Source organism: Streptomyces sp. NPDC001108 (genome assembly GCF_053598535.1).
Map to the genome: position 1 here is coordinate 178,282 of NZ_JBSFKL010000006.1, position 11,675 is coordinate 189,956.

At 73.1% G+C, this 11,675-nt stretch carries 10 protein-coding genes and 1 pseudogene; 2 read left to right on the forward strand and 9 right to left on the reverse strand.

Going from position 1 to position 11,675, the window contains the following annotated elements; translation table 11 throughout:
* Positions 1-3: 3 nt before the first annotated feature.
* From ACWC97_RS16220 to ACWC97_RS16240, 5 genes are read right to left on the reverse strand one after another with little or no spacing between them, the layout of a single operon-like run.
* On the reverse strand, positions 4-1,785 hold the full coding sequence (locus ACWC97_RS16220; protein ID WP_450649852.1) for a heparinase II/III domain-containing protein: 1,782 nt from the start codon (positions 1,783-1,785) through the stop codon (positions 4-6).
* The gene (locus ACWC97_RS16225) at positions 1,782-2,546 is read right to left on the reverse strand and encodes an SDR family NAD(P)-dependent oxidoreductase (RefSeq protein WP_450649853.1); all 765 of its coding nucleotides are present in this window, start codon (positions 2,544-2,546) and stop codon (positions 1,782-1,784) included. Before ACWC97_RS16225 ends, ACWC97_RS16220 begins: the two co-directional genes overlap by 4 nt.
* A gap of 45 nt (positions 2,547-2,591) precedes the next feature.
* Positions 2,592-3,515, reverse strand: a complete 924-nt coding sequence (locus ACWC97_RS16230; protein ID WP_352278826.1) for a carbohydrate ABC transporter permease — start codon at positions 3,513-3,515, stop codon at positions 2,592-2,594.
* Positions 3,502-4,473, reverse strand: coding sequence for a carbohydrate ABC transporter permease (locus ACWC97_RS16235; protein WP_352278824.1), 972 nt, complete (start codon positions 4,471-4,473; stop codon positions 3,502-3,504). Before ACWC97_RS16235 ends, ACWC97_RS16230 begins: the two co-directional genes overlap by 14 nt.
* Before the next feature lie 12 nt (positions 4,474-4,485).
* Complete coding sequence (locus ACWC97_RS16240) at positions 4,486-5,754, reverse strand: ABC transporter substrate-binding protein (RefSeq protein ID WP_352278823.1); 1,269 nt, start codon at positions 5,752-5,754, stop codon at positions 4,486-4,488.
* Positions 5,755-5,978: 224 nt separating this feature from the next.
* Between ACWC97_RS16240 and ACWC97_RS16245 the strand changes: the two genes are divergently transcribed.
* Entirely contained in the window at positions 5,979-7,037 is a 1,059-nt protein-coding gene (locus ACWC97_RS16245) for a LacI family DNA-binding transcriptional regulator (RefSeq protein ID WP_352278822.1), read from the forward strand.
* Positions 7,038-7,412: 375 nt separating this feature from the next.
* Here the strand turns inward: ACWC97_RS16245 and ACWC97_RS16250 are convergent, their stop codons facing one another.
* From ACWC97_RS16250 to ACWC97_RS16265, 4 genes and pseudogenes are all read right to left on the reverse strand, one after another.
* Positions 7,413-8,648, reverse strand: coding sequence for an MFS transporter (locus tag ACWC97_RS16250; protein ID WP_450649856.1), 1,236 nt, complete (start codon positions 8,646-8,648; stop codon positions 7,413-7,415).
* Positions 8,645-9,136: pseudogene (locus ACWC97_RS16255) on the reverse strand (HIT family protein). Before ACWC97_RS16255 ends, ACWC97_RS16250 begins: the two are co-directional and overlap by 4 nt.
* A 38-nt stretch (positions 9,137-9,174) precedes the next feature.
* Positions 9,175-10,050 (reverse strand): phosphotransferase, encoded by an 876-nt coding sequence (locus ACWC97_RS16260; protein ID WP_450649858.1) that lies wholly within the window; start codon positions 10,048-10,050, stop codon positions 9,175-9,177.
* 50 nt (positions 10,051-10,100) lie between these two features.
* Positions 10,101-11,096 (reverse strand): hypothetical protein, encoded by a 996-nt coding sequence (locus ACWC97_RS16265; RefSeq protein ID WP_450649859.1) that lies wholly within the window; start codon positions 11,094-11,096, stop codon positions 10,101-10,103.
* 390 nt (positions 11,097-11,486) lie between these two features.
* On the opposite strand from ACWC97_RS16265, the gene ACWC97_RS16270 reads away from it, so the two are divergent.
* Positions 11,487-11,645 carry a hypothetical protein gene (locus tag ACWC97_RS16270; RefSeq protein ID WP_450650087.1) on the forward strand — a complete coding sequence of 53 codons (159 nt, stop codon included), beginning with the start codon at positions 11,487-11,489 and terminating at the stop codon, positions 11,643-11,645.
* Positions 11,646-11,675 lie beyond the last annotated feature (30 nt).

Sequence of the window (11,675 nt, forward strand, 5' to 3'; positions counted from 1 at the left end):
GGGTCAGCCCTCCGTCCGGTACGCGGCGCTTCGCCCGTCGGCCAGCGAGACCGTCAGCACCCCGGCGTCGTCCAGCTCCACGCCGGTCACCGCGGGAGCCGCCGACGCCGCCTGGTACACGGAGGCGAACGTGACCCGCTCCGCCCGCGCCGTGAGGTCGACATGGGTGCGCACCCGCTGCGGATCGTCCGCCGGGCCGGGGCCCGGCCGGGAGACCGGGCGCACCGTCGTGCCCGGGGAGTGGGTGTGCCGGCCGTGCAGGACCTCGTCGCCGTACCAGGTGGTGTGCAGCTCGCCCGAGGGCCGGACCTGGACGTCCAGCGCCACCCCGGGGCGCAGTTGCGCGACCGGGGACCGCTCCGGCCCGGCCTCCACCGTCAGCAGATCGACCAGGTGCCCGTCACCGAGCACCACCCGCCGCACCGCGCGCACCCCCTCGTACGCCTCCGTCACCTCGGCGGTGACCGAGGTGGCGTCCGAGCCGAGCAGCCGCCCGGCGCACTCCGCCTGCTCCCCGTCGTCCACCCGGAAGGCCGGATGGGCCCGGGTCGACGCGTACAGCCCACGGAAACCGGCGTGCGCGTACGGCACCTGGCCCGGATCGGGCTGCCACGCGGTGGAGTCGCCGTAGAGATACAACGACAGCTTGTCGCGGTGGCCGTGCGAGCCGCCGTGCGGACCGAAGTCCAGCAGCGCGTGGACCCCCGCGTGGCGCAGCACCGCGTACCCGGTGTCCGGGAACACCGTCACCGCGCCGGGTGCCGGCCGGTTCGGCAGCGGGGGACCGGCGAACCAGCCGTCCAGCTCCCGGTCGAGCCCGTCGTCGGCCCCGCCCAGTTCGGCACGGGCCCGCCCGGCCACCGCCTCCAGGGCGGGGGAGGGAACCAACTGCTGTGCCAGCGCCACCAGTTCGAGCCACTCCAGGGCGAGCGGGGCGCGCCGGTACGGGCCGTCGTGCAGCGCCGGGAGGATGCCGCCCGGCGTGGCGATCGCCGCCAGCGCGTCCGTCATCCCCGCCAGCACGTCCACCACGTCCGGGGGCAGGGCGGCGGGGTCGGCGCCGCGCAGCGCCAGCAGCGCGGCCCGCAGCACGAACCCGTGGTAGTAGGTGCTGCCCTCCCACTCCCAGCCGTCCTTGGCGACCGCGACCCGCAGATGCGCGTACAGCCCGTGCTCGCCCTCCAGCCACCGCCCGGCCCCGTCCCACGCCCGGCCGCGTACCGCCGCCGCGCCCCGGCCCGCCGCCGCACCCGCGGCGTTCAGCCACGCGGTGTAGTTCGACGCGAGAAGATCCTGGCCGGTGAGGACGGACCGGGCGTCCAGCGCGGCCCGCTCCAGCGCGTCCAGCAGGGGCAGCACACCGGCCAGACCCTCGGTGGAGTCCTCGGCGAGCGTGATCACGGCGTGGCCGATGTTCACCGCCCAGATGGCGTCGGTCAGCGCCTGGTGGAAGAGACGGCCGCGCAGCATCCAGTCCTGCGCCTCGCCGTGCCGCCCGGTGGCCAGCTCCGCGTACAGCCCCGCGTACTCCACCAGCCGGGCCACCGCCTCCGCGCGCTCGCCCCGGTGCGCCAGCACCCGCACGTGCCGCGCCCACGCCTGGTGGGACAGCACCAGCCAGGCGCCGCGCACCGCCTCGTCGTCCACCCGGCAGCCGTACGCGCACCGTGCGCCGCCCTCGGGGAACACCCCGCCGAGCAGATCACCGTGATCGAGCTCCACGCCGTGCGCCGGGCAGACGTACGCGTGCCACCAGCCGCCCCGCTCCCGGGGAACGCGCCTCACCGCGGCCACACGCCACCGTCGATGTCCACCGTCATGGCGGTGAGGAAGCCGGAGGCGGGCGAGGCCAGGTGGACCACCGCGGCCGCCACGTCCCGCGGGGTGCCGGCCCGGCCGACCGGGATGCCCGCCTCGATCGCGCGCTGGGCCTCGGGGGCGGTGAAGGTGTCGTGGAAGGCGGTGCCCTTGATGAAGCCGGGGGCCACGGCGTTGACGGTGATGCCGGTGCCGCCCAGCTCCTTGGCCAGGCCCTTGGTGAAGCCGAGGACACCGGCCTTGGCCGCCGCGTACGCCACCGAACCGGGGCCGCCGCCGTTGTGCGCGGCCAGCGAGGACATGGTGATGACGCGTCCGGCCGCCGACTCCTCGAGATGGGGCAGGGCGGCGCGCACGGTGCGGAAGGCGGAGGTCAGGTTGGTGGAGAGGACCCGGTCGAAGTGGTCGTCGGTCATCTCGGCGACGGTGGCCCGGCCGATCAGATGGCCGGCGTTGCAGACCAGGACGTCCAGGCCGCCGAGGAAGCCGGTCGCCTCCTCGACGAGCCGGTCCACCTCCTCCGTCACCGTCACATCGGCCCGCAGCGCCTTCGCCCGGCGGCCCAGCGCCTCGATCTGCGAGACCGTCCGGGCGGCCTCGTCGGCGGAGGAGTGGTAGTGGACGGCGACGTCGGCACCGGCCTCGGCGAGCGCGACGGCGATGGCCCGGCCGATGCCGTGGCCCGCCCCCGTCACCAGCGCGCGGGAACCGTGGAGATCAGCAGACATGGAGCACGTACCTTTCGAGGAGGGGGAAATCCGGGGCGGGCGGGGTCATTTGAGACCGGCGGTCGCGAAGCCCTGGACGAAGTAGCGCTGGCCGATCAGGAAGAGAACGACCATGGGAAGGGTGGCCAGCGTGGTGCCGGCCATCAGGAAGTGCCACTGGGGCCCGTTCTCCGTCTTGAAGACGGAGAGCCCCACCTGGATCACCCGCAGACTGTCCGTGCGGGTCACCAGCAGCGGCCACAGGAAGTTGTTCCACGACGACTCGAAGGTCAGCAGCGCCACGGTGGTCAGCGCGGGCTTGACCTGCGGGGTCATGATCCGGGCGTAGATCCGGAACTCGCCCAGCCCGTCGAGCCGGGCCGCCTCCTCCAGCTCCACCGGGAGGTCCAGGTAGAACTGGCGGAAGAGGAAGACCGCGAACGGGGTGACCGCCCCGGGCACGATCAGCGCCCACCAGGAGTCCAGCCAGCCGCTGCCGCCCTGGCCGAGGATGTCGTTCCCCCCGGCCAGCGGCATGAAGCGGACGATCAGGAACTCCGGCAGCACCTTGGTGTACGTGGGGATCATCAGCGCGGCGATGAAGAGGTAGAAGATGACCTCGCTGCCGCGGAACCTGATCCGCGCCAGCGCGTACCCTGCCATCGACGCCACGACCACGTTGATGGTGGTGTGACTGACCGCGATGATCAGACTGTTGCGGGCGTACGTCGCGAACGGCGCCGCCTTCAGCGCGTCGACGTAGTTCCCGAACTCCCAGTGCTCCGGCAGCAGTCCGGCGTCCTGGGAGGCGATCTCCACCGGGGTCTTGAGCGAGGTGAGCACCATCCAGACGAACGGCACCACCATCAGCAGCGAGACGACAACCAGGGTCGTGTAGAGCGCGATCCGGCCGGCCGGGACCGGCTTGCGCTTCCTCGCCCGCCGGGGCGCGGGCGGAGCGGCCGGCGCGCAGGGCTCAGTTGTGGCCACGGGTGCCTCCCATGATCCGCCGGTTGACCAGGGTGAAGCCCATCAGCAGGACGAACAGCACCAGGGACTGCGCGCAGGCGTACCCGACGCGGAACTCCCGGAAGGCGGACTTGTAGATCTCGTACGTCATCATCGTGGTGCTGTTGGCGGGGCCGCCGTCGGTCAGGATGTAGATCTGGTCGAAGGACTGGAAGGCGCTGATCATCGATGTGATCAGCACGAAGAAGGTCGCGGGCTTCAGCAGCGGCAGGGTGATCGAGAAGAACTGCCGGACCCGGGACGCGCCGTCCACCGAGGCCGCCTCGTACAGCTCCTTCGGCAGGGACTGCAACGCGGCCAGATAGATGAGCATCTTCATGCCGATGCCCTGCCAGACGCCGACCAGGATCACCGACGGCATCGCCCAGGTGGTCGAGGAGAGCCAGGCCGGGCCGTCGATCCCGAGGAACGACAGCAGGGTGTTCAGCAGCCCGTTGCCCGGGTTGTAGATCCAGAGCCAGACCAGCGCGATCGCCACGGTCGCGGTCACCTGCGGCAGGAAGACCGCGGTGCGGAAGATCCCCCGCGCCCTCAGGCCGGTGTGCAGCGCCAGGGCGACGAGCAGCCCCAGCAGCATGCCGAACGGCACGGTGAAGAAGGTGTACACGACGGTGTTGACGACGGACTTGCGGAAGACCGCGTCGCCCAGCATCTCGCGGAAATTGTCCAGACCCACGAACTGCGGCGCCGTCAGCACGTCGTACTTCGTGAAGGCCAGGACCACCGACGCGACGACCGGCAGGCCGATCCAGAGCGAGGCGTGCAGCAGCGCGGGCGCCACCATCAGCATGCCGGCGCGCTGCCTGCGGCGTCCCGGCCCGGTGGGGGACCGGCGGGAGCGCGGACGCCGCGCGGCCGGGTGTGCGTCCGGGGAGGCGGGCGGCGCGGGACGCGCCTTGAGTACGGATGTCGTTCCCACGGTGACGGGTCCCTACATCCGGCCGATGGCGGCCTCGGCGAGCCGGCCGAGTTCCGCGATGGCGTCCTTCGCGGACTGCTTCCCCACGATCGCGGGTTCCAGCGTCGGCTTGATCTTCTCGCGGATCTCCATCCACGCGGGGGTGCCGCCCTCGGAGCACGCGTCGCCCATGCTCCGCAGGGAGAGGTCGACGAACTTGTTCTCCTTCACGTACGAGGTGTCGCTGAGGTCCTTCAGACCGGGCACCGAACCGCGCTGCCTGGCGGCACCGAGGATCGACTCGGGGGCGGCCAGGTACTCGACGAGCGCGCGGGCCGCCGCGGGGTGCCTCGAACCGGCGGACTGGCTGACGAGCGTGCCGCCCTGGAGCATCGCGGGCCTGCGGTTGGCGAGGACGAACGCACCGAGCCTGTCCTCCTTCAGCAGGTCCGGGGCCTGGTCCCCGACCTGCTTCCACAGCGCGCTCGTCGTCATCATCATCGACGCCCTGCCGGTCTGGACGTTGGACGGGGCGCCGAGTTCGGTCTTCTTCCCGTAGTCGGCGGAGCCGTCCGCGACGAGGTCCTTGAAGAACTGGAGCGCCTCGACCCCGCGCGCGTCGGTGAACATCACCTTCTTGCCGTCCTCGCTGAACAGCTGCCCGCCGTTGGCGAAGAGGAACGTCTCCCAGCACTGGCGCAGGTCGATGGAGAACGGGTCGAAGCCGATCCGTCCGCCGTGGGTCAGCCGCTTGGCCACGGCGCGCAGTTCGGCCCAGTTGGCCGGGGTCTTCCTGATCCCGGCCTCGGCGAAGTGGTCCTTGCGGTAGACGACGATGCGGGTGTCGAGGACGACCGGCAGCGCGTACAGCTTGCCGCCGTACCGGGAGGGCTCCAGCACCCGCTCCTCGTAGTCGTGCGCGGAGGCGAACTCCTCCGGCAGCTCGGCGATCGCCTTCTTCGCCGCGAACGGGGGGATCCAGCCCACGCCCATCATCAGCACGTCGGGCAGCAGACCGCCCGCCAGGCCGGTGGTGATCTTCTCGTTGAGCTGCTGGTACGTGGTGTAGTCCACGTTCACCTTGACGTCCGGGTACTTCTTCCGGAAGCCGCCGAGGATCTCCTGCTCCAGCAGCTTCTTGCCGTCGGCGCCCTCGTAGATCGGGGTGAGCAGAGTGATCTCACCCTCGGCGGGGCCTTCGGCGGAGCCGGCCGGCGAAGTGCCGGTCCCGCAGCCGCCGAGCGCGGCGGCGGCCGTTCCGGCGCCGATGGCGGCGAGCAGCGACCGTCGATTGAGTTGCATGGGACACCCCTCTTGAGGTGGAGGCTGTGGATCGATCCAGCAAGGAGTCCCGGCCATGGCTGGGAAGTGCTGGTAAATCGATGCAGTGATGCTAAGAAGGTGGTGAGAGGGGCGTCAACAGCTTGTGTCCATGAATTTTCTGGAGCGTTAACGGGTGTAGCGGTAAACCATGTCCAGTAAATCGATACACTGATAGGGTCGTGCGTAGTCGAACCGGAGGTGGCATGAGCGGGGTAACGATCCATCAGGTCGCGCAAGCGGCGGGGGTGTCCGCGAGCACGGTCTCCAACGTCCTCAACGGGCGTACGGACCGGATGCAGGCGGCCACGCTGGCCAGGGTGGAGCAGGTGATCGAGCAGCTCGGCTACCGGCCCAACCGCGCCGCCCGGATGCTGCGCACCGGCCGCATCAAGGTCATCGGCCTCATCGTGCCCTCGGTCGCCAACCCGTTCTGGGGCGCCCTCGCCCGCGAGCTGGAGGCCATCGCGCTCGCCGAGGGGTACCACGTCCTGCTCTGCAACAGCGAGCGCGATCCGGCCCGCGAGCTGAAGTACGGCGAGGAACTGCTCGCGGACGGGGTCAGCGGGGTGGTGCTGTGCTCCTCGCTGCCCTCCATCGACCATGTGACGCCCCTGCTCAGCCGGGGGCTGAAGATGGTCGCCTTCGACCGCACCGCGCAGGCGGGCGACCCGCCGTCACTCGCCTCGATCAGCGTCGACAACGCGATGGGTGCCGAGCTCGCCACCCGCCATCTGATCGAACTGGGGCACCGGCGCCTGGCGTTCGTCTCCGGCTCCGTCAACAGCGTCAACCGCCGTGAACGGCTGCGCGGCTTCCGGGCCGCCCTGGAGTCGGCGGGCCTCGATCCGGCCGACGCGATCGTCTGGCCCGGCGCCGACGCCACCGAGTTCGGCGACAAGGACGCCGCCGAGCTGGGCCGCAACGCGGCCCGCGAGCTCCTGTCCGGGCCGCGCCCGCCCACCGCGTTCGTCGCGATCAACGACATGTGCGCGATCGGGATCTGCCGGGGCGCCAAGGACGCGGGCCGCAGCGCGGGGCAGGACGTCTCCGTGGTCGGCTTCGACGACATCCTCCTCGCCGACCTCTTCGAGCCGCCGCTGACCACGGTGCGCCAACCGCTGCCGGAGATGGCGGCGGAGACCTTCCAACAGCTCCGCGCCCGCATCGAGTCCGTCCCGGCGGCGGGCCGCTCCCTGCTCATCCGCCCCCGCCTGGTGGTCCGCGAGTCGACGGCCCCGGCACCGGCGGGCGGGGCCGGGTAGCGGCACGGATTCCGCGGACCGGTGCCGGCCACCGCGACCGTGCCGGCCCGTGCGCGGGCCGGACGCGTGGGCATCCGCCGAAGGCTCGTCCTCACCGGCCCCACCCGCAACACGGTCGACGACGCCCGCCGCGCCCGCCGGGCCGGGGCCGGGATCATCGGCTCGACCAGTGGGGCCCGTTCACCGCTGAGCGAGACCGGTACGCACCCCCTCGCCGCCGGGGACAGGACCTCGTCCCCGGCCCGCGGACCACGGGCAGCCGCCTCGCCCACCTGGTCACCGCCGGGCCACCAGCCCGGCGCCCCTCCCGCCCTGCGTACGGCGACGGCGCGACGGACCCGCCCACCTTCCGTCGGATGTCACGGACGACCAGTCCTACAGATCGGCCCGGAAGCGATGGACCCGGTACACGTCCCGGACGCAGAGGTTGAGCAGCGTGGCCGCCACGATGGCACCGGAACAGACCAGGAGCACGGTCCGTCCGGTCCAGACCTGCGCGGAGAGGGCGACGACGAGGTAGCCGACGGGGATGGCGATCCGCTCGCCCACCCCGTTGAACGCGCTCATCCGGCCCAGTTCGTCCCGGGGCACCTGCTGTTGGAGCGCGGTGTTCCACGCGACGACGGCCACATCCAGCCCGATGCCCGCGAGCACCGCGCCGAGCAGCACCCAGAGGAGCGGCAGCCCGAGCCCGAGCGCCGTCGGCGGCAGGCAGAGTCCGGCGCTCGCGACCACGGCGACGGCCAGCAGCCGGTCCGGCTTCCAGCGCAGACACAGCACCGTCCCGGCCAGCAGCCCGGAGGCGAACGCCCCCTGGACGAGCCCCCAGGACCGCGCCCCCGCGTAGTGCTCGGCCGCGACCACCGGGCCCAGGAGCTGGAATCCGGCCAGCCACGCGGCGACCACCACCGTGCCCGAGACGGTGTACGTCCACAGCCAGACGCGTTGCCGGAACCCGGCCCAGCCCGCCCGCAGATCGGCGATCACACCTCCCGCCACCGCGACCGGCGCGTCCAGCCGCAGCCCGAGCAGCAGCAGGGCCGCGACCAGGAAGCTGAGCGCGTCCCACGACAGGGCCCACCCCGGGCCGCCCACCGCGACGATCACCCCCGCGGCCACCGGCCCCAGCACCTTGACGGCGTTGTTCGGAAGCCGGACCAGTGCGTTGGCCCGCAACAACTGCTCGGCCGCCACGAGTTGGCCCACCACACCCACGGCGGCCGGTGCGGTGAAGGCCGCGGCGACCCCCGAAACGAAGCCGCACGAGGCGATCGAGGCGGTCGTCGCATGGCCCGTGGCCACCAGCGCCGCGAGGGCCCCCTGCGCCAGCGCGGCCAGCAGATTGCCCAGGAACAGGATCCGGCTGCGCGAGAACCGGTCCGCGAGCACCCCGCCCGCGAGGAGGAAGACGATGGTCGGTACGGAGTTCGTGGCCAGGACGGTCCCGAGCGAGCCCGCCCCGCCACCCTGCCCGATCACCGCGTAGGCCAGCGCGAGCGGGGCCATCGCGGAGCCGGTGGTGGAGACGAGGTTGGCGAGCAGGAACCGCCGGAAGGCGGGAATCCGCAACGGAGTCGGGACGGCCGCCGCCCCGGTGGCCGGTGCGGTCACGCCTCACGCTTCCCGCAAGCGCCGGTCCGGTCCAGTTCCTCGCCGAGCGCCGCCCGCAGCGCGTCGTGCCGGGGGCCGAGGGCGTAGCGGCCGTCGGTCCAGCGGTCACGCGGGTAGAGCTAGACCGGCCGGGACACCCGGTCGGCGGGCTCCCAGTCGTAGCGGGGCCACACATGGGCGTGCAGAAAGCCGTCGGTGTTGCCGAGGATCTCCAGGTTGACCCGGCGGAACGCGGGGTCGGCACGGAGGCAGGCGCGCTCGACGGCCTCACCGAGCCGGTCCATGTCGGAGAGGAAGGCCAGCCGCTTCGCCCTCGGGAGGTCCGAGAGACGGCGCACCCCGGGCTCGTCCACGAGAAGCACCGAGTACCCGGGCAGGAACTGCACGTCCCCGATCGCGGCGAACCCCGCGTCCAGGCGGCGTACGACGGCCGGGTTCTCGCCCCGCAGGGCACTGGCTATGCGGTGGTCCCGCCAGTCGGAGGTCATCGCGGGAACCTATCGTGACCCGGCGCGAACGCCCCGGGTCACAGGCGTTGTTCGGCCAGCTCCAGCCAGTGTTCCACCTGCTCCGGAGGGAAGTGCCGGACGGCCCAGTCGGTCATGCGCAGGCTCATGTGGGCCCAGCAGGGGCGGAGTACGTCCGCGGGCAGGGCGTCCAGAATCTCGTCGAGGCGGCGGACGACGCCCGGGGGCTGTTCCCCGGCGTGCAGGCCGAAGCGGAGGGTGACCAGATCGAAGCGGTGGTCCCCGCGCCCGGCGCCGTCCCAGTCGACGACGCCGGTGACGGAGCCGTCCACGGCGAGCAGGTTGCCGTGGTGGAAGTCCAGGTGCACCACGTCGTCCCCGGCCAGCACAGGGGGATGGGCGGCGCCGACCGACCGGATCCGCTCCTCCAGCGCCGCACCGCGCGCGCTGTGTCGGCGCAGCGGCTCGTGGAGGCAGTAGCCGGGGCCGTCCTCCCGCAGATACAGGGGCACCCGCGGGACGTCGGTGCGCCCGGCGAGCAGCCCCGCCAGCGCGGCGTTCAGAGCGAGCGCCCGGTCCAGCCCGTCGTGGTCCAGTACGTCCGGCGGCGCGCCCGGCAGCAGCTCCTGGACCAGCACCACCGCATCGTCCACCTGGAGCGCCAGCTCCGTCGAGGGGCAGGGGTACCCCCGCTCGCGCAGCACCGCGCAGACCGCCAGCGGGCCCGCCCGCAGCTCGTCGATCCGGGCGCCGGGCCGCCACTTCAGCACGGACCGGTGCCCGTCGGGCCACCGGACGTACGCGGCTCCCACCTGCCCTCCCGGACAGGGGCCCTCGACCACCAGCCGCACCCCCGTCATACGATGCACGGCGGCGGTCAGCCGGTCGGGGGCGAGGCGTTCGGTGCGGGTCCGGTGCCGGGGTGCGGAGGTCATCGGGACATTCTCCGGCAGGGCGCCGGGCGGTTCCGGGGCCGGGGCACGGCTCAGGAGAGCACCCACCGGGGCGGGTGCCCGGGGTCGGCCGGACAGACGAAGACATGCAGGTCGCGGTCGCGGCCGAAGCGGAGCCGGGTGGGCCGGGCCGTCGCCGCGCCTTCCTGGACCGGGGCGTTCCCGCGCGGGACGAGGGCGCGGTCCTCGACCGGTATCCAGCTGAGCGAGGAGCCGTCCCACTCGATCCCGTCGGCCGTCAGCAGCAGCCGCGCCGGGGCGGCGCAGGACGGACACGGGACGGGCATCGGGCCCGTCGACGGCCAGCTGGGGAAGCCGCCGACCCGCCAGCCGGGCGGGATCGACAGGTCACCCTGGTAACTGAGGGCGTCGGGGCCGTGCTCCGCCGCCCGGGCGTCGTCCCACGCGTCGATACGGGCGAGCAGCGGGGCGGGCAGGGTGTCGCCCTCCGCCCACGGATAGGTGTCCACCTCTTCGGGGTGCAGGACGCACGGTTCGGGAAGGTCGTCCGGCCACCGCAGCAGGGGCGCTTCGGGCGGGTCGGTGAGGAGGCGCCCGGCGCGCCCGGTCTCCGCGGCCCGCCGCCACCGCAGTCGGTAGCGGACCTCCAGGTGCGGGCCATGGGCGAAGGAACAGCGGAAGAGCTGGACCAGGTCCGCGTCGTCCGGTCCGGCGGCCAGCCCCGGGACGTCCCGGCGGAAGAGCTGGGCGAGCCCCGTGAAGGGCACCGGCCCGTCCTCCCCGGGCGTTCCGGCGCCGGGCCACGGCCGGGCCGGTGGCCGGGAGCCCGTGGCCCGGGCAGTGCGGATACCGTCCGGCGCGTACCCCTCGGACTCGGGCCGGTGCGGCTCGCGGCAGACCGGCCAGGGCTCGTCGTCCGGCCAGAGCATCGGCCCACCCACATGGCTGTCGTGGGGGCCGGGACTCCCGGGCCTCGGGTGCAGCCGGGTGGTCCGGCCCCGGTGCGCGGCCAGTTCCGGGAAGACGGTCTCCACCGGCACTGGCCGGTCCGGCGTGGTCCTGGTCATGGGCGGACCGTACCCGGGCGGAGGAGCCCGGCCCGGGGCGGGCCCGGATTGCGGATCGCCACGGCATCGGCCGGATCCGCTCATCCCCGATGCGACCCCGAAGGTCTACGACGGCGGCTCGCACGGCATCGCGATGGCCCCGGGCGACGAGGAGCGGTTCAACGCCGACCTGCTGGAGTTCCTCGCGCGGTGCCCCGCCGGGCGGCCGGCCTCACTCCCTCGGCGGCCGCCCGGGGTGCCGGTGGGGGCCGCGTTCCGCCGCGGCATGCCACCAGCCGGGCGGAGAGGCGCCGGTGACCCCGGACAAGGGCTGGTCGGAATGGAGGCCGAGCCGCCGCAGCGCGTCGGCCCGGACGCGGACGTCGACCCGTCAGCGGCTACGTCTCCACCATCCGGGTCCACCCCGTCCCCGGCCGGGACGACGCCGCCGAGGTGCAGTGGTCCGGGCGCTTCGCCCCCGACGGCGTCACCGACGACGAAGCCGTCGCACTCTTCACCGGCATCTACGCCGACGGTCTCGACGCCCTCCACGAGACCCTCGGCGTCTGACGGCGACAGGCGTACCGGCGGGTCCTCGCG

Excerpts from the sequence above, each read along its gene's own strand:
- ACWC97_RS16225 (WP_450649853.1), bottom strand. The coding sequence starts at position 2,546 with ATGTCTGCTGATCTCCACGGTTCCCGCGCGCTGGTGACGGGGGCGGGC.
- ACWC97_RS16240 (WP_352278823.1), bottom strand. The coding sequence starts at position 5,754 with ATGCAACTCAATCGACGGTCGCTGCTCGCCGCCATCGGCGCCGGAACG.
- ACWC97_RS16245 (WP_352278822.1), top strand. The coding sequence starts at position 5,979 with ATGAGCGGGGTAACGATCCATCAGGTCGCGCAAGCGGCGGGGGTGTCC.
- ACWC97_RS16260 (WP_450649858.1), bottom strand. The coding sequence starts at position 10,050 with ATGACCTCCGCACCCCGGCACCGGACCCGCACCGAACGCCTCGCCCCC.
- ACWC97_RS16265 (WP_450649859.1), bottom strand. The coding sequence starts at position 11,096 with ATGACCAGGACCACGCCGGACCGGCCAGTGCCGGTGGAGACCGTCTTC.